Source organism: Bacillus sp. EU52 (genome assembly GCF_037964975.1).
GTDB classification, from domain to species: domain Bacteria; phylum Bacillota; class Bacilli; order Bacillales; family Bacillaceae; genus Bacillus; species Bacillus subtilis.
Map to the genome: position 1 here is coordinate 3,226,965 of NZ_CP150177.1, position 15,329 is coordinate 3,242,293.

Below are 15,329 nucleotides of genomic sequence, written 5' to 3' on the forward strand. Positions count from 1 at the left end.
AGCTCCTTCGCTGCGTTATTTATCCATGTGATGTGAAAGCCGCTTCCTGGACAATGCATCTGCCCCTGCCATGAGGAATGCAAAGAGGCGTTCCGAAGAGCGGGTCCTGTGTAACCTGACAGTTCATAGAAAACACATTTTGCACAAGATCACAAGTGATGACCTCTTCCGGACGGCCTTCTGCATAAATCCGTTTATCTTTTATGGCCACAAGATGATGCGCATAGCGGCACGCCAAGTTTAAGTCATGGAGAACCATAACAATCGTCCGGTCTTCCTTTTCATTCAGCTCAAACAGCAAATCAAGAATTTCAATTTGATGCGTCATGTCTAAATACGTCGTCGGCTCGTCTAGAAGGATGATATCCGTTTCCTGGGCTAGCGTCATCGCAATCCAAGCCCGCTGGCGCTGTCCGCCTGACAAAGAATCAACGGCACGGTCAGCCATTTCCTCTAGCTTTGTTGCTTTAAGCGCTCTTTCAACTGCTTCCTCATCCTCTTTTGACCACTGCTTCAGCCAGTTTTGGTAAGGATATCTTCCTTGCTTCACCAGCTGATGCACCGTCAGCCCCTCTGGAGCCGAAGGACCTTGGGGCAGGATTGCGAGCTCTTTTGCGACTTCCTTCGTCGGAAGCTTGGCAATCGCTCTTCCTTCCAGCAGCACTGAACCGCCTCTCGGCTTCATCAGGCGCGCTAATGAACGTAAAAGTGTCGATTTTCCGCAGCCATTGCTGCCAATAAATACGGTAATTTCACCTTTGGGAATTGTTAAATTCAACTCATCAATAATAACGGCATCCCCGTATCCTAAGCTCAGCGTTTCTGTAGAAATTGCACTCATACCCATAACCGCTCCTTTTTGCTGGCTTTTAGCAGCACTATGTATTGCACGTTTTCTATATACATGCTTTTAAGTCAATTGTCATCAATGCAAGTGATTCCGATATTCAGCCATTTGATATGGTCATATATCCCTCATTGTAGCAGAAAACACTGACTTTGAAAATCATTTTCAATTAGTTTTATGGACATAATTTACGTTTATGGGTTTTTTATCACAAGATTACTTCTTGATTTCTCTGATGGAGCCGTCCTTCAGCTTCAATTTTAAATCGATATGATCATAATGACTGTCCAGATTAAATGCTGCCAGCACACTGTGTATCACTTCTGTTTCAGCCATTTGGTTTGTCACGGAAAGCTCGCTCAAAATCATTTTCATCTCATCCAATGCTTCTTCTCCCTCCTGATTGACACCGGAGAGCTTATCCTGTATTTCCGCTTTTTCCTGAGTCCCGTTCTTTGTATAGATTCCTTCATAACGGTTATGCTCACCATCCCCGTAGCTCACACGAAGCGAAAAATTGCTGTAGGGAACGGACTTCAGCTGGGTGACGGCTGTATTTTCTCCTTCTGCCTGCTGCTGGTCTTCATTGAGACGGCAGCCCGCAATCAGAACCACTGCGAGACATACAGCCCCGGCTGCTCTGACCAAATGCATATGTTTCCCCCCTGTAGAATTCCATTTATTTTAGGTATATCCAGAGAATGAAATCCTCATTCAGAGAAGAATTGAAAAAGCCGAGGCATTTAACGCCACGGCTTTTTCTTTAAGATTCGGTCATTTGCAAAAAGGTTTCGGCGTCACGCACAGCCAGCTTGATGGCATTCTCCCAAAAATCACGCTTCGTGATGTCAGCGCCCAAATGCTTCATCGCCAAATCCTCCACTGTCATAGAAGCAGTATCGCGCAATAGCGCCATATACTTCTCTTCAAATGCGTTTTTTTCTTCAAGCGCCAGCGCGTAAATGCCAAGAGAAAATAGGTAGCCGAATGTATAAGGGAAATTGTAAAACGGCACCCTCGTGATGTGAAAGTGAAGTTTTGATGCCCAAAAAAGCGGATGATATTCTTCTAACGCATTGCAGTATGCCTCTCTTTGTGCCTCTTCCATCAGCTCATTCAAGCGGCTGGCCGGTACCACTCCCCGCTTTCGTTCCTCGTAGAATCTCGTTTCGAATAGAAATCTTGCGTGAATGTTCATGAAGAACGCAACGCTTCTTTGCACTTTATCCTCCAGAAGAACAAGCTTCTCTTCCCTCGTCTCGGCCTGCTGGACAGTCGCGTCCGCGACTATCATCTCTGCAAACGTTGAAGCTGTTTCTGCAACATTCATGGCGTAGGAGCGGTTTAACGGCCTGACGTCGAGCATTGCTTCCTGATGGAACGCGTGCCCGAGTTCATGCGCAAGAGTAGAGACATTTGAGGCGCTGCCCGAAAATGTCATGAAAATCCGGGATTCCCCGCTGTCAGGAAAACTGGTGCAAAAGCCGCCGACTCTTTTTCCGCTCCTGTCTTCCGCCTCAATCCAGCCGTCCCGAAACGCTTTTTCAGTGAATGAGGACAGCTTTTTGCCAAACGTTGAAAACTGGCTGGTAATGATATTTGCGGCTTCATCATACGAATAGGCCTTTCCGTCAGAACCGATCGGTGCCTCGACATCGTACCAGCTGAGTTTTTCAAGGCCGAGCATGGATGCTTTCCGGTTCAAAAACTGAACGAACGGCTTCTTGTTTTCAGTGATGACCTGCCACATCGTATCAAGTGTTTCTTTTTTCATCCTGTTAATTTGCAGCGGTTCCTTCAGGACATTCTCCCAGCCGCGCGCTTTATAGGTTTCAAGCCGGAATCCCGCCAAATGATTCAGCGTGCTGCTGAAAATATCTTGCTTGCTCTCCCAAGCTTGGCGGAAACGTTCATATACTGTTTTTCTGACAGTACGGTCTTGATGGTCCATCATATTCTCCGCCTGACCGACAGACAATTGCTTGTTTTCACCGTTTTCCTCATAGGGGATCGTCATTTTCCCGACAACCATATTGTAGAAGTCACTCCAAGCGTGATATCCGTCCACGGCAAGGTTCCCGATCAGTTTTTCTTTACCGGGGCTAAGCTTTTCGGCAACCCTCTGTCTTCTTTCATTTAATATGTAAGAAACATCGCGCAACCCCGGTTTTGTTAACAATTCATTCCACACGTCTTGATCAATGTCCACAAGTTTATGATCTAATGTAACGAGCGACGATTGAAAATCTGCGGAAAGCCGGTTCATGAGTGCCTGATGCTCTATAGCCTTTTGATCATTGATATTCTGGGCCTGGAGGCAAGCAACAAAAGCGCCGGCCTGCTGAAGCTTGACGGATGTCTGTTCGAATAAATCAAGCAACGCGGTCAGCCCTTCAGCCTCTTCAGGCGATTCAGGCACCTGAAACGCATCAGTCCTGTCTTGAAATGCACGCAGACTTTGTGACAGCTTCTCAATATAACCTTTGAATTCTTCTGATTGGCTCCCGCCCTTAAAAAATGAATCAAGATCCCATCTTTGGCCTACCCCTTGCAGCGCCATATCACAAAACCCCTTTCGTTCTTTCGTTCTATTATAGAACAATTCTGAATTGTTGTATAAAAATTTCTTTTTACAGGCGTCATTTCCTGTTCAGGATTGTACAATAGCTGTAGCAGTTTAATAGGAGGGTTAGGATGAATAAAAAAATAGCAATCGTAACGGGAGCGTCCAGCGGCTTCGGTCTGCTGGCAGCTGTAAAGCTCGCCCGATCATTTTTCGTGATAGCCACATCAAGACAGCCTGAAAAAGCGGAACAGCTTCGCGAATTGGCTGCAGCACACAATGTGTCTGATTCTATTCACATTACAGCTCTCGATGTCACCGATGAACAATCTATAGTCTCATTCGGAAAAGCCGTTAGTGCTTACGCCCCGATCGATTTACTCGTTAACAACGCCGGAACGGCTTATGGAGGATTTATCGAGGATGTGCCGATGGAACATTTCAGACAACAATTTGAAACGAATGTCTTCGGTGTGATCCATGTGACAAAAACCGTTCTGCCTTACATAAGAAAGCATGGCGGCGCAAAGATTATAAACGTGAGCAGCATCAGCGGACTGACCGGATTCCCAGCGCTGTCGCCATATGTTTCTTCCAAGCATGCATTGGAAGGTTTTTCTGAAAGCCTGCGTATCGAGCTGCTTCCGTTCGGTATCGAAACCGCTTTGATCGAGCCGGGCTCATACAAGACATCGATCTGGTCAACGTCATTATCAAATTTTATGTCGGTGCCTGCTGACGATTCAGCCTATCATCAATACTATAAAAAGATCCTTTCCTACGTTCAAAAAAACGGAGAAGAAAGCGGAGATCCCCAAGAGGTTGCCGACCTCATTTATCAATTGGCAACAAAACAGCACATAAAGAAATTGCGATACCCGATCGGAAAGGGCATCAAGCTCACCCTGCTATTCCGATCGCTTTTTCCTTGGTCTGCGTGGGAGTCTATCCTGAAGAAAAAGCTATTCAAATAACCTAAATTATAATTATTATAATTTAGTATTGATTTTTATTTAGTATATGATATAATTAAAACAACAGATCACAAGGAGGACGTTATCTTATGAAAACTGAAAACACAAAAACAAATCAAACATTAGTTGAGAATTCACTGAACACACAATTATCAAACTGGTTTCTTTTATACTCTAAGCTCCACCGTTTCCATTGGTATGTGAAAGGGCCTCATTTCTTTACATTGCACGAGAAATTTGAAGAACTTTATGACCATGCGGCTGAAACAGTGGATACCATCGCTGAGCGCCTGCTGGCGATTGGCGGGCAGCCTGTTGCCACAGTGAAAGAATACACTGAGCATGCATCTATCACAGACGGCGGAAACGAAACATCAGCATCAGAAATGGTACAAGCATTGGTAAACGACTACAAACAAATCAGCAGCGAATCTAAATTCGTGATCGGCCTGGCTGAAGAAAATCAAGACAATGCGACAGCGGACTTGTTTGTCGGATTAATTGAAGAAGTTGAAAAACAAGTGTGGATGCTTTCCTCTTACTTAGGATAAAAAAAGCTGAACCCTATTTGGGTTCAGCTTTTTGTTTTTTCTTAGCTTGAACTGCTTTCTGTCTGCTTGGTCAGTGTCGCGTTCAGCGTTTTCGTTTTTCCCTTTCGCAGCACTTGGATTGTTGTTTTATCTCCGACTTTTAAGTCTTTGTAAAGGATCTGACGGATATCCGCACTGCTTTCCACGTCTTTACCGTTTAGTTTGACAATGACATCCTCAGATTTAATACCTGCTTTTTCTGCCGGTGAATTTGCTTGAACTTCTTTTACATAAACACCTTTGCCCAATTGATCTCCAAACAGGCCGAGCGTATTTTCCTGATAGGTTTCAGGAACTTGTGACATGTCAATCATCTGCACGCCTAAAAACGGACGGTCCACCTTCCCGTTTTGCAGCAGCTGGTCAACAATCGGCTCGACATCATTGCTTGGGATCGCAAATCCAAGTGATTCCACACCGCTTTCGCTCACCTTCAAGCTGTTGATGCCGATGACCTGGCCGCTTGCATTGATTAATGGGCCTCCGCTGTTCCCCGGATTGATCGCTGCATCAGTTTGCAGCACGTTCATTTCCACCGTCCCTTGTGTTGTATCCACATCAATTGTCCGGTTCAATCCGCTAATGATGCCTTGTGTCACCGTACCGGAAAACTGCTGTCCGAGCGGGTTACCGATAGCGATTACCTTTTCGCCAGTGCGCAGCTGTGAAGAATCACCAAAGCTCGCCACTTTTTTGACGTTCTTGCTGCTGATTTCCAAAACTGCCAAATCAGTAATGGTATCGCTGCCGACAAGCTTGGCACTTTCCGTTTCTCCGTTGTATAGCGTAACAGTCAGCTTGTTCGCGCCTTCAACGACATGGTTGTTTGTAATGATATACGCTTTATTGCTGTCTTTTTTGAAAATGACACCTGACCCGGTTCCGCTTTCACTTTCTGAGCTGGAGCCTCCTCCCATGCCGAATGTGTTATTTTGAGAGGTTTGGATATTTGAGATTCCGACAATCGTAGGCTCTAAATCCTCTACCATATCAGCGATGTTTGATGCGTTCGTTATCGGCGCCGTTGTAAAATTATCAGACTGCACCTGTTTATTTGCGGAAGCGGTCTCGGTCGCCTGATTTTGGTCTGACGGCAGATAAGGCGCGATGCCAAGCATGAGGCCCCCGCCGATAATACCGCCTAAAATCGGGCTCAGCCATGCGGCTCTCCGTTTCTTTTCTTTTTTCACAGCCATTTCTTGCTTTTCCATTTCTAAAGCAGAAGCCGTTTCCTGCCGTCCCGCTTCATACGACACAGGCGCGTCAAGCAATTCTTGTTCAGAATGTCCAATCAGCTTCTGGTTTTCTGTATTCTGCTGTTCTGTATGTGAAGGTTCAGTTTGATGTTGATCGTTTTGGCCATCACGTCGATAATCCATGTTCTTACACTCCTTTAACGGTTATTCATTTATCGTTACATATTCATCGCATGTACAAGTTCAATTGTCCCAATAATGAGGAGAAAAGCAAAGCACCAAAATAGAATATGTTTGATCATCCTACATCTTCCTCGCTCTTTTTCTCTTCCTTTCTTCCCTTAACCATATCATAAACAAACATTGTGGGATAAAAATGAAAAGAATATGTGAAATTATGAAAATTGCCTGCCGTATGTTAAAACTAGTTTATAATGACGTTGAAAGGATGTGAAGAGCCTTGTCATACACCATTTATCTAGTTGAAGATGAGGATAACCTGAATGAACTGCTGACGAAGTATTTAGAGAATGAGGGCTGGAACATTACATCTTTTACGAAAGGTGAAGACGCCAGAAAGAAAATGACACCGTCTCCCCACCTATGGATTCTCGATATCATGCTGCCGGACACCGACGGCTATACATTAATAAAAGAAATCAAGGCGAAAGATCCTGACGTGCCGGTCATTTTTATTTCCGCCCGAGATGCGGATATTGACAGAGTGCTTGGCTTAGAGCTTGGCAGCAATGACTACATTTCAAAGCCGTTTCTGCCGCGGGAGCTGATTATCCGTGTGCAAAAGCTGCTGCAGCTCGTATATAAGGAAGCTCCTCCTGTACAAAAAAATGAAATTGCCGTCTCCTCGTATCGGGTCGCTGAAGACGCCCGCGAGGTCTATGACGAAAACGGGAATATCATCAATTTGACATCGAAGGAATTTGATCTGCTGCTATTATTTATCCATCATAAAGGGCATCCATACTCTCGTGAGGATATCCTCCTAAAAGTGTGGGGGCATGACTACTTCGGAACAGACCGGGTCGTTGATGATCTCGTCCGGAGACTGCGCAGAAAGATGCCTGAATTGAAGGTGGAGACGATTTACGGTTTCGGCTACAGGATGATGTCATCATGAAAAACAAGCCGCTCGCGTTTCAGATATGGGTTGTCATATCCGGCATCCTGTTAGCGATATCGATTTTACTGCTTGTGTTATTTTCAAACACGCTGCGAGATTTTTTCACTAATGAAACGTATACGACGATTGAAAATGAGCAGCATGTTCTGACAGAGTACCGTCTGCCAGGTTCGATTGAAAGGCGATATTACAGTGAGGAAGCGACGGCGCCGACAACTGTCCGCTCCGTACAGCACGTGCTCCTTCCTGAAAATGAAGAGGCTTCTTCAGACAAGGATTTAAGCATTCTGTCATCTTCGTTTATCCACAAGGTGTACAAGCTGGCTGATAAGCAGGAAGCTAAAAAGAAACGTTACAGCGCCGACGTTAATGGAGAGAAAGTGTTTTTTGTCATTAAAAAGGGACTTTCCGTCAATGGACAATCAGCGATGATGCTCTCTTACGCGCTTGATTCTTATCGGGACGATTTGGCCTATACCTTGTTCAAACAGCTTCTGTTTATTATAGCTGTCGTCATTTTACTAAGCTGGATTCCGGCTATTTGGCTTGCAAAGTATTTATCAAGGCCTCTTGTATCATTTGAAAAACACGTCAAACGGATTTCTGAACAGGATTGGGATGACCCAGTAAAAGTGGACCGGAAAGATGAAATCGGCAAATTGGGCCATACCATCGAAGAGATGCGCCAAAAGCTTGTGCAAAAGGATGAAACAGAAAGAACCCTATTGCAAAATATCTCTCATGATTTAAAAACGCCGGTCATGGTCATCAGAGGCTATACACAATCAATTAAAGACGGGATTTTTCCTAAAGGAGACCTTGAAAACACTGTAGATGTTATTGAATGCGAAGCCCTTAAGCTGGAGAAAAAAATAAAGGATTTATTATATTTAACGAAGCTGGATTATTTAGCGAAGCAAAAAGTGCAGCACGACATGTTCAGTATTGTGGAAGTGACAGAGGAAGTCATCGAACGATTGAAGTGGGCGCGGAAAGAACTATCGTGGGAAATTGATGTAGAAGAGGATATTTTGATGCCGGGCGATCCGGAGCAATGGAACAAACTCCTCGAAAACATTCTGGAAAATCAAATCCGCTATGCTGAGACAAAAATAGAAATCAGCATGAAACAAGATGATCGAAATATCGTGATCACCATTAAAAATGACGGTCCGCATATTGAAGATGAGATGCTCTCCAGCCTCTATGAGCCTTTTAATAAAGGGAAGAAAGGCGAATTCGGCATTGGTCTAAGCATCGTAAAACGAATTTTAACTCTTCATAAGGCATCTATCTCAATTGAAAATGACAAAACGGGTGTAACATACCGCATAGCAGTGCCAAAATAGACTGTAGATGTTTTGCAGTCTATTTTTTTATGTGAAAGAATAGCCGTTAAAATCTCTGTAATTTGTTTTGAGCGGCTGTTTGCATTGATGAACCCATTTTTTCTCTGACAAGGTCTGCTTCGGATATTTGACTTTCTCCACTTTGATTCCTCTGTTTCGCAAGCGGCTGATCATTTCGTCCAATTCTCTCATTCTAGATTCACCCTTTCGCTTGAGCTTTGACCATTCGGTCATCTCAATTTATAATATAAATAATACATGATAAAAAAACAAGTTACAATAAGGTTAATTTTATAACAGACGGTGTGACTATATGGTCATATCCTAGCAGGCCTCCGGGCTCCGAAAGGGTGGAACCATTGAAGGAAAAAGAAAAACTGATTATTGAAACAGCCTTAAAACTATTTGCCCAAAAAGGATACAACTCAACATCAGTCCAGGAAATCGCAAAAGAATGCAAAATATCTAAAGGCGCTTTTTATATTTATTTTCCTTCGAAAGAAGCGCTTCTTCTCTCTATGCTGAACTACTATTATGATAAAACGTTTACCCGAATTTTAAATATTAAAACGAAGGGCGACAGCCCCAGAACGGCTTACCGTAAACAGCTGACCGTCCTCTATGAAAACATTCTTGAACACAAAGATTTTATCAGCATGCAGTTGAAGGAGGGTTCTCTGCCTTACACAGAAGAAGTGGAGCAATGCGCAAAAAAAATCCGCCAGTCCTCACTTCAATTTCATATCGACAGCCTGCTGAACATCTATGGAAAAAAAGCGGAACCCTACACTGCTGAGCTTTGTTTTTTAATAGAGGGCATCAGCCAGATTTACCTGGAATGCATGATTTTGCTCGGGTACACTGTGAAGCCGTCTCAATTAGCTGATATCATTATGAATCGAATTGATGATATGGTAAAAGGCATGTCTGAACGAAACGATAAGCCTTTCATCACATTGGAAGAGGCGAGCTCTTTATTCGGGCCTCTTACGCACGGACGGCCTGACCCGCTGACTGAATCAATTGTGAAAAGCCTACGTGACAAAATTAACAGCTTAAACACAAACTCCTCTCTTGAATTATCGGAGAGCTTGGACATACTTGAAGCAGAAATGAAGAAAAAAACACCGAAGCTGGCGATCATAAAAGGAATGATTCATAATCTGACGGAGTCTGAAGCTCTCGCCAAAGATGCGGAGCAGCTTAAATATTTATTAAAACAGCAACATATTTAGAAGAACGGCTGCTTAAAAAGCAGCCGTTCTTTCTTTCTATTACGCCTTTGGTTTTACCATGTCTTCCGGCTTAACCATTTCGTTAAATTGCTCCTCTGTCAGCAATTCAAGCTTCAAAGCTGCTTCTTTGAGCGTCAATCCCTCTTTATGGGCAAGCTTGGCGATTTTCGCCGCGTTTTCATAACCGATATGCGGGTTCAGCGCCGTAACAAGCATTAATGAATTTGACAGGTTTTCCTGAATGGTTTCTTTATTAGGCTCAATACCGACAGCACATTTATCATGGAATGAATTCATGCCGTCACTGAGCAGCTGCACAGATTGCAGGAAGTTGTAAATAATAACAGGCTTAAACACGTTCAGTTCAAAGTTCCCCTGACTCGCCGCAAAGCCGATTGTCGCATCGTTCCCCATGATTTGCGCTGCGATCATTGTTAACGCTTCGCTTTGTGTCGGGTTGACTTTACCAGGCATAATAGAGCTTCCCGGCTCATTTTCAGGAATGACGATCTCCCCGATGCCGCAGCGGGGTCCGCTTGCGAGCCATCTGACATCGTTCGCGATTTTCATTAAGTCAGCCGCAAGCGCTTTTAATGCGCCATGCGCATAAGTGATTTCGTCATGGCTTGTCAGCGCGTGGAATTTATTCGGCGAGCTGCTGAACGTTTGGCCGGTCAGCTTAGTGATCTCTTCTGAGACAAGCTCTCCAAACTCTGGGTGGGCGTTGATACCCGTTCCGACAGCCGTTCCACCAATTGCAAGCGCACGCATTTTATCTGTCGCTTCCAAAATCATTTCCTTCGAACGGTCCAGCATGTGAACCCATCCGCTGATTTCCTGTCCGAGGGTCAGTGGCGTAGCATCCTGAAGATGCGTGCGTCCGATTTTGACAATATCATTGTATGCTTTTGCTTTTTCATCCAGTGTATTGCGAAGCTGATCAAGCGCCGGCACAAGCTGCTCGTAAACAGCCAAAACAGCGGCAACATGCATCGCAGTCGGGAATGTGTCGTTTGAGCTTTGGCTTCGGTTCACGTCATCATTTGGATGAATCGTTTGATCAGAGTTCTTCTCTTTTAATAAAGCAGTCGCACGGTTGGCTACCACTTCGTTCATGTTCATATTGCTTTGTGTGCCGCTTCCGGTCTGCCATACGACAAGCGGGAAGTTGTCATCGTACTTGCCTTTGAGCACATCATCACAAACCGCTGCAATCGCTTCTGCTTTTTCAGCGTCCAGATTGCCGAGGCGTTTATTAGCTAGAGCAGTGCTTCGTTTTAAAATTGCAAACGCCTTCACAACACGCATCGGCATTTTTTCAGAACCGATCTTAAAGTTCTCCTTGCTTCGCTGTGTTTGGGCGCCCCAAAATTTATCAGCAGGAACTTTTACTTCTCCCATGGTGTCTCGTTCAATTCTGTATTCCATTTATGTATCCCTCCATAACGGTTGCTTCAATAGATCATAATTCGCCAATGACACAAAAAATCCTTTTTATTTTTCGATCTTGGCAGATTTTAATTTTAATTCAAGATATACGCGGGAATCCTTTGAATATTTGTATTTTGGATTTGTCCTGCCGTACTCCTTTGATGTATAAGAGACATCATAATGCTGTTCAAATGATCTAATGAGCTGTTCAATTTCTTCTTGTTTTCCAGCTAGCCTTACCTGTGCCACTTCGTATCCTCCGCTTTCATAAAAAAACTTACTCCATGAAATACTCTAACACAGTATATCATTTTTTTAACAGGAAAAGATAACCTCTACTAAGGTTTTGGATAAGAGGTGACCTCATTGGAACAAACAGAGTTTAAGGAATATATACACGATAATTTAGCATTGGTGCTGCCAAAATTAAAAGAAAACGATGATCTGGTGAAAAACAAAAAAATGCTTGCGAACGGACTGGTTTTTTACTATCTCTATTTCAGTGAAATGACTGATGAGAATAAGGTGTCAGAAGCCATTAAAACTTTGATTAAAGATGAGGAGACCTTAACGCTTGACCAGGTCAAAAAACGCCTTGACCAGCTTGACGCAAGACCTATTGAAACCGCAAAAAAAACGATTGAATCGATTCTCAACGGCAATTGTGCTGTGTTTATCAACGGATTGGATAAAGCCTATATTCTGACCACAGGAAAGAAAAAAACAAGAAGCCTGACAGAGCCGACAACTGAAAAAGTGGTTCGCGGCCCAAAAGTAGCGTTTGTAGAGGATATTGATACAAATCTCGCTCTGATCAGACAAAGAACCTCTCATCCGAAATTGATCACCAAAAAAATCATGATCGGCGAAAACAAGCTGAAGCCTGCAGCCATTATGTACATTGAAGGCAAAGCAAAAAAGTCCGTCATAAAAGAAGTGAAGGCGCGGCTTAAAAATATCCAGCTGGAAGATATCCAGGACAGCGGAACGCTCGAGGAGCTCATTGAAGATAATAAATATTCACCATTTCCGCAGATTCAAAATACGGAAAGACCTGACAAAGTATCTTCAGCCCTGTTTAACGGTCGTGTGGCAATTTTGGTCGACAGTTCACCATTTGTGCTGCTGGTGCCGGTTTCTCTCGGCATCCTGATGCAATCCCCGGATGACTACTATGAACGCTGGATTTCAGCATCTCTTATCCGGTCGCTGCGCTTTGCTTCTATCTTCATCACCTTGTTTTTGTCATCGATTTATATTGCACTCGTTTCCTTCCATCAGGGGCTGCTGCCGACCGCACTCGCCGTCACGATTTCGGCGAACAGGGAAAACGTGCCGTTCCCTCCGATATTTGAAGCCCTGCTGATGGAAGTCACCATCGAGCTGCTAAGGGAAGCCGGACTGCGACTCCCCAATCCGCTCGGACAGACGATCGGCCTCGTTGGGGGCGTAGTCATCGGACAGGCTGCTGTAGAAGCGAATCTCGTCAGTTCGATTATGGTCATTGTCGTCAGTGTCATTGCCCTGGCATCCTTTACCGTTCCTCAATACGGAATGGGTCTGTCTTTCCGGGTGCTGCGTTTTATTTCGATGTTTTCCGCCGCTATTTTAGGGCTGTACGGCATTATTTTATTTATGCTTGTCGTTTATACGCACTTAACGAGACAAACGAGCTTTGGGTCTCCGTATTTTTCGCCAAACGGATTCTTTAGCCTGAAAAATACGGATGACTCCATTATCCGTCTCCCAATTAAAAACAAACCAAAAGAGGCGAATAATCCAAATGAGCCAAAAACAGACTCCACTGAAACTTAATACCTTTCAAGGTATTTCTATTGTTGCAAATACAATGCTTGGGGCCGGACTTTTAACATTGCCGCGAGCGCTGACCACTAAGGCTAATACGCCTGACGGCTGGATCACGCTGATATTAGAAGGTTTCATTTTTATTTTCTTCATTTATTTAAACACGCTCATTCAGAAAAAACATCAATACCCTTCACTCTTTGAATATTTGAAGGAAGGGCTTGGGAAATGGATCGGCAGCATCATCGGCCTTTTAATCTGCGGCTATTTCCTCGGCGTAGCCAGCTTCGAGACACGGGCAATGGCTGAAATGGTGAAGTTTTTCCTGCTGGAGAGAACCCCAATTCAAGTCATTATTTTAACGTTTATTTGCTGCGGCATTTATTTAATGGTTGGGGGCTTAAGCGATGTGTCGCGGCTGTTTCCCTTTTATTTAACGGTAACCATTATTATTTTGCTGATTGTGTTCGGGATCAGTTTTAAAATTTTTGATATCAATAATTTGCGTCCTGTTTTAGGCGAAGGCCTTGGACCCATTGCAAACTCCCTTACCGTCGTTTCCATCTCTTTTTTAGGAATGGAAGTGATGCTGTTTCTTCCTGAACATATGAAGAAAAAGAAATACACGTTCAGATATGCGTCTCTAGGATTTCTGATTCCGATTATCTTATATATCCTTACGTATATTATCGTTGTCGGAGCTTTGACCGCTCCCGAGGTGAAAACGCTGATTTGGCCGACTATTTCTCTCTTTCAGTCCTTTGAGCTTAAAGGCATATTTATTGAACGGTTTGAATCCTTTTTACTGGTGGTCTGGATTATCCAGTTTTTCACCACATTTGTCATTTACGGATACTTTGCCGCTAACGGGCTAAAGAAGACATTTGGATTATCGACTAAAACAAGCATGGTGATTATCGGCATAACGGTCTTTTATTTTTCTCTCTGGCCGGATGACGCCAATCAAGTCATGATGTATAGCGATTATCTTGGCTATATTTTTGTCTCCCTGTTTCTGCTTCCGTTCATTCTCTTTTTCATTGTAGCTCTCAAGAGGAGGATTACAACAAAATGAAAATCCGGATTTTATGTATGTTTATATGCACCCTATTGCTGTCCGGATGCTGGGACAGTGAGAATATCGAGGAATTAAGCTTAGTGATCGGAGTAGGGCTAGACAAGCCTGACGATGAAAATTTAGAGCTGACACAGCAAATTCTCGTGCCGAAAATAATCAGCGCCAAGGAGGGCTCTTCATCTGATCCGACACAGCTTTCTATCACAAAGGGTAAAACTGTCCATCAAATGATGAGAACCTCTGCATTAAAGCATAAGCCTACGTTTTCACAGCATTTGCGTCTCATTCTGCTTTCCAAAAGCGTGATTGCGGATCAAATTGGAATGGACGCCATTATTAACCAGTTTGTCAGAGACAACGGAACAAGGAGGAGTTCCTACGTCTTTATCACCAACGGCCGAACTAAGGATATATTTAACATGAATGATGAAGGCGAACCCGCATCCAACGTGATATATGATCTGACAGAGAATAATAAGGTGACGATCAGAACGATGGAGCCAGTTACATTGGGGGAGATCTCAGAACACTTAACCTCTGACGATTCATTCCTCATCCCTCATGTCGGTAAGGAAAACGGCAAGCTCGCGATAAACGGAGCCTCTATCATAAAAAATAAATTATGGCACCGGGACCTCACCCCGATTGAGGTTCAAAATATCAGCTTATTTTCAGGCACTGTCGAGGGAGGCGTCATTGACTTGAAGCGCGATGGCCATCTCTTTTCTTATGAAGTATATTCAAGCAATCGGAAGATCAAGACGGCATACAAGGACGGAAAGTTCAAATTCACCGTTACCCGCAATATTGAAGGTCGTCTATCTGAGGACTGGAATCCCAATGAAGACTCGTTTAAGGATTCATATATTAAAAGTATTGAAAAGACAGTCGAAAAACGAGTACACGAAACAGTAACGTCATTTATTACAGAGAAGCTGCAGAAAGAGATCAAAGCGGACGTAACCGGGCTGGGAAACGAGGTCAGAATTCATTATCCTCAAAAGTGGAAAAAGATTTCAAGAAAATGGGATGATGATTATTTCAGCAATGCGGAAATAGACTACCGGGTCAATGTGATTGTCAGAGACTTCGGAACGAAAGGCGCAAACAAATAGCAGC

15 protein-coding genes are annotated in these 15,329 nt (G+C 43.8%); 8 read left to right on the top strand and 7 right to left on the bottom strand.

The genetic code is table 11. The features are described 5' to 3' along the window. Nucleotides 1-19: 19 nt before the first annotated feature. The 3 genes from NSU05_RS16625 to NSU05_RS16635 form a co-directional block, all read right to left on the bottom strand. Entirely contained in the window at nucleotides 20-847 is an 828-nt protein-coding gene (locus NSU05_RS16625; protein WP_076457600.1) for an ABC transporter ATP-binding protein, read from the bottom strand. A 216-nt stretch (nucleotides 848-1,063) separates the two neighbouring features. Beyond that, nucleotides 1,064-1,501, bottom strand: coding sequence for a YusW family protein (locus NSU05_RS16630; RefSeq protein ID WP_038429596.1), 438 nt, complete (start codon nucleotides 1,499-1,501; stop codon nucleotides 1,064-1,066). 109 nt (nucleotides 1,502-1,610) lie between these two features. After that, nucleotides 1,611-3,407, bottom strand: coding sequence for a M3 family oligoendopeptidase (locus NSU05_RS16635; RefSeq protein WP_038429597.1), 1,797 nt, complete (start codon nucleotides 3,405-3,407; stop codon nucleotides 1,611-1,613). A gap of 134 nt (nucleotides 3,408-3,541) precedes the next feature. On the opposite strand from NSU05_RS16635, the gene NSU05_RS16640 reads away from it, so the two are divergent. Next, complete coding sequence (locus NSU05_RS16640; protein ID WP_029725911.1) at nucleotides 3,542-4,384, top strand: oxidoreductase; 843 nt, start codon at nucleotides 3,542-3,544, stop codon at nucleotides 4,382-4,384. An 89-nt stretch (nucleotides 4,385-4,473) separates the two neighbouring features. Beyond that, on the top strand, nucleotides 4,474-4,935 hold the full coding sequence (gene mrgA, locus NSU05_RS16645) for a metalloregulation DNA-binding stress protein MgrA (protein WP_038429599.1): 462 nt from the start codon (nucleotides 4,474-4,476) through the stop codon (nucleotides 4,933-4,935). A 41-nt stretch (nucleotides 4,936-4,976) separates the two neighbouring features. On the opposite strand, the gene htrB is transcribed toward mrgA, so the two are convergent. Further along, nucleotides 4,977-6,353 (bottom strand): serine protease Do-like protein HtrB, encoded by a 1,377-nt coding sequence (htrB, locus tag NSU05_RS16650; protein ID WP_038429600.1) that lies wholly within the window; start codon nucleotides 6,351-6,353, stop codon nucleotides 4,977-4,979. A 277-nt stretch (nucleotides 6,354-6,630) separates the two neighbouring features. On the opposite strand from htrB, the gene cssR reads away from it, so the two are divergent. Both cssR and cssS read left to right on the top strand, forming a co-directional pair. Next, the gene (cssR, locus tag NSU05_RS16655) at nucleotides 6,631-7,308 is read left to right on the top strand and encodes a secretion stress-responsive two-component system response regulator CssR (protein WP_003228529.1); all 678 of its coding nucleotides are present in this window, start codon (nucleotides 6,631-6,633) and stop codon (nucleotides 7,306-7,308) included. Then, complete coding sequence (gene cssS, locus NSU05_RS16660) at nucleotides 7,305-8,660, top strand: secretion stress-responsive two-component system sensor histidine kinase CssS (protein WP_003228527.1); 1,356 nt, start codon at nucleotides 7,305-7,307, stop codon at nucleotides 8,658-8,660. The genes cssR and cssS overlap by 4 nt, the downstream gene beginning before the upstream one ends. A gap of 27 nt (nucleotides 8,661-8,687) precedes the next feature. Here cssS and spxO read toward each other — a convergent pair whose 3' ends face one another. Continuing rightward, nucleotides 8,688-8,852 carry an anti-adapter protein SpxO gene (gene spxO / locus NSU05_RS16665; RefSeq protein ID WP_003221681.1) on the bottom strand — a complete coding sequence of 55 codons (165 nt, stop codon included), beginning with the start codon at nucleotides 8,850-8,852 and terminating at the stop codon, nucleotides 8,688-8,690. A gap of 167 nt (nucleotides 8,853-9,019) precedes the next feature. Between spxO and NSU05_RS16670 the strand changes: the two genes are divergently transcribed. Beyond that, the gene (locus NSU05_RS16670) at nucleotides 9,020-9,895 is read left to right on the top strand and encodes a TetR/AcrR family transcriptional regulator (RefSeq protein ID WP_003243192.1); all 876 of its coding nucleotides are present in this window, start codon (nucleotides 9,020-9,022) and stop codon (nucleotides 9,893-9,895) included. A gap of 39 nt (nucleotides 9,896-9,934) precedes the next feature. Here NSU05_RS16670 and fumC read toward each other — a convergent pair whose 3' ends face one another. Both fumC and NSU05_RS16680 read right to left on the bottom strand, forming a co-directional pair. After that, entirely contained in the window at nucleotides 9,935-11,323 is a 1,389-nt protein-coding gene (gene fumC, locus NSU05_RS16675; protein WP_003228523.1) for a class II fumarate hydratase, read from the bottom strand. A gap of 66 nt (nucleotides 11,324-11,389) precedes the next feature. Continuing rightward, nucleotides 11,390-11,575: a YvzF family protein gene (locus NSU05_RS16680; RefSeq protein ID WP_003244599.1), complete on the bottom strand. Its 186-nt coding sequence runs from the start codon at nucleotides 11,573-11,575 to the stop codon at nucleotides 11,390-11,392. A 117-nt stretch (nucleotides 11,576-11,692) separates the two neighbouring features. On the opposite strand from NSU05_RS16680, the gene gerAA reads away from it, so the two are divergent. Genes gerAA through gerAC form a run of 3 tightly spaced genes read left to right on the top strand, consistent with a single transcriptional unit; the run spans nucleotide 11,693 to nucleotide 15,325 of the window. Next, complete coding sequence (gene gerAA, locus NSU05_RS16685) at nucleotides 11,693-13,141, top strand: spore germination receptor protein GerAA (RefSeq protein ID WP_038429601.1); 1,449 nt, start codon at nucleotides 11,693-11,695, stop codon at nucleotides 13,139-13,141. After that, complete coding sequence (gene gerAB / locus NSU05_RS16690) at nucleotides 13,110-14,207, top strand: spore germination receptor protein GerAB (protein WP_009968145.1); 1,098 nt, start codon at nucleotides 13,110-13,112, stop codon at nucleotides 14,205-14,207. The genes gerAA and gerAB overlap by 32 nt, the downstream gene beginning before the upstream one ends. Then, a complete protein-coding gene (gerAC, locus tag NSU05_RS16695) occupies nucleotides 14,204-15,325 on the top strand; it encodes a spore germination receptor protein GerAC (protein ID WP_003243203.1) in 1,122 nt (373 codons plus the stop codon). Before gerAB ends, gerAC begins: the two co-directional genes overlap by 4 nt. Nucleotides 15,326-15,329 lie beyond the last annotated feature (4 nt).

What these genes read in the sequence shown, in the direction of transcription:
- NSU05_RS16625 (WP_076457600.1), bottom strand. Translation starts at nt 847, where the DNA reads ATGGGTATGAGTGCAATTTCTACAGAAACGCTGAGCTTAGGATACGGG.
- NSU05_RS16630 (WP_038429596.1), bottom strand. Translation starts at nt 1,501, where the DNA reads ATGCATTTGGTCAGAGCAGCCGGGGCTGTATGTCTCGCAGTGGTTCTG.
- NSU05_RS16635 (WP_038429597.1), bottom strand. Translation starts at nt 3,407, where the DNA reads ATGGCGCTGCAAGGGGTAGGCCAAAGATGGGATCTTGATTCATTTTTT.
- NSU05_RS16640 (WP_029725911.1), top strand. Translation starts at nt 3,542, where the DNA reads ATGAATAAAAAAATAGCAATCGTAACGGGAGCGTCCAGCGGCTTCGGT.
- mrgA (WP_038429599.1), top strand. Translation starts at nt 4,474, where the DNA reads ATGAAAACTGAAAACACAAAAACAAATCAAACATTAGTTGAGAATTCA.
- htrB (WP_038429600.1), bottom strand. Translation starts at nt 6,353, where the DNA reads ATGGATTATCGACGTGATGGCCAAAACGATCAACATCAAACTGAACCT.
- cssS (WP_003228527.1), top strand. Translation starts at nt 7,305, where the DNA reads ATGAAAAACAAGCCGCTCGCGTTTCAGATATGGGTTGTCATATCCGGC.
- spxO (WP_003221681.1), bottom strand. Translation starts at nt 8,852, where the DNA reads ATGAGAGAATTGGACGAAATGATCAGCCGCTTGCGAAACAGAGGAATC.
- fumC (WP_003228523.1), bottom strand. Translation starts at nt 11,323, where the DNA reads ATGGAATACAGAATTGAACGAGACACCATGGGAGAAGTAAAAGTTCCT.
- gerAB (WP_009968145.1), top strand. Translation starts at nt 13,110, where the DNA reads ATGAGCCAAAAACAGACTCCACTGAAACTTAATACCTTTCAAGGTATT.
- gerAC (WP_003243203.1), top strand. Translation starts at nt 14,204, where the DNA reads ATGAAAATCCGGATTTTATGTATGTTTATATGCACCCTATTGCTGTCC.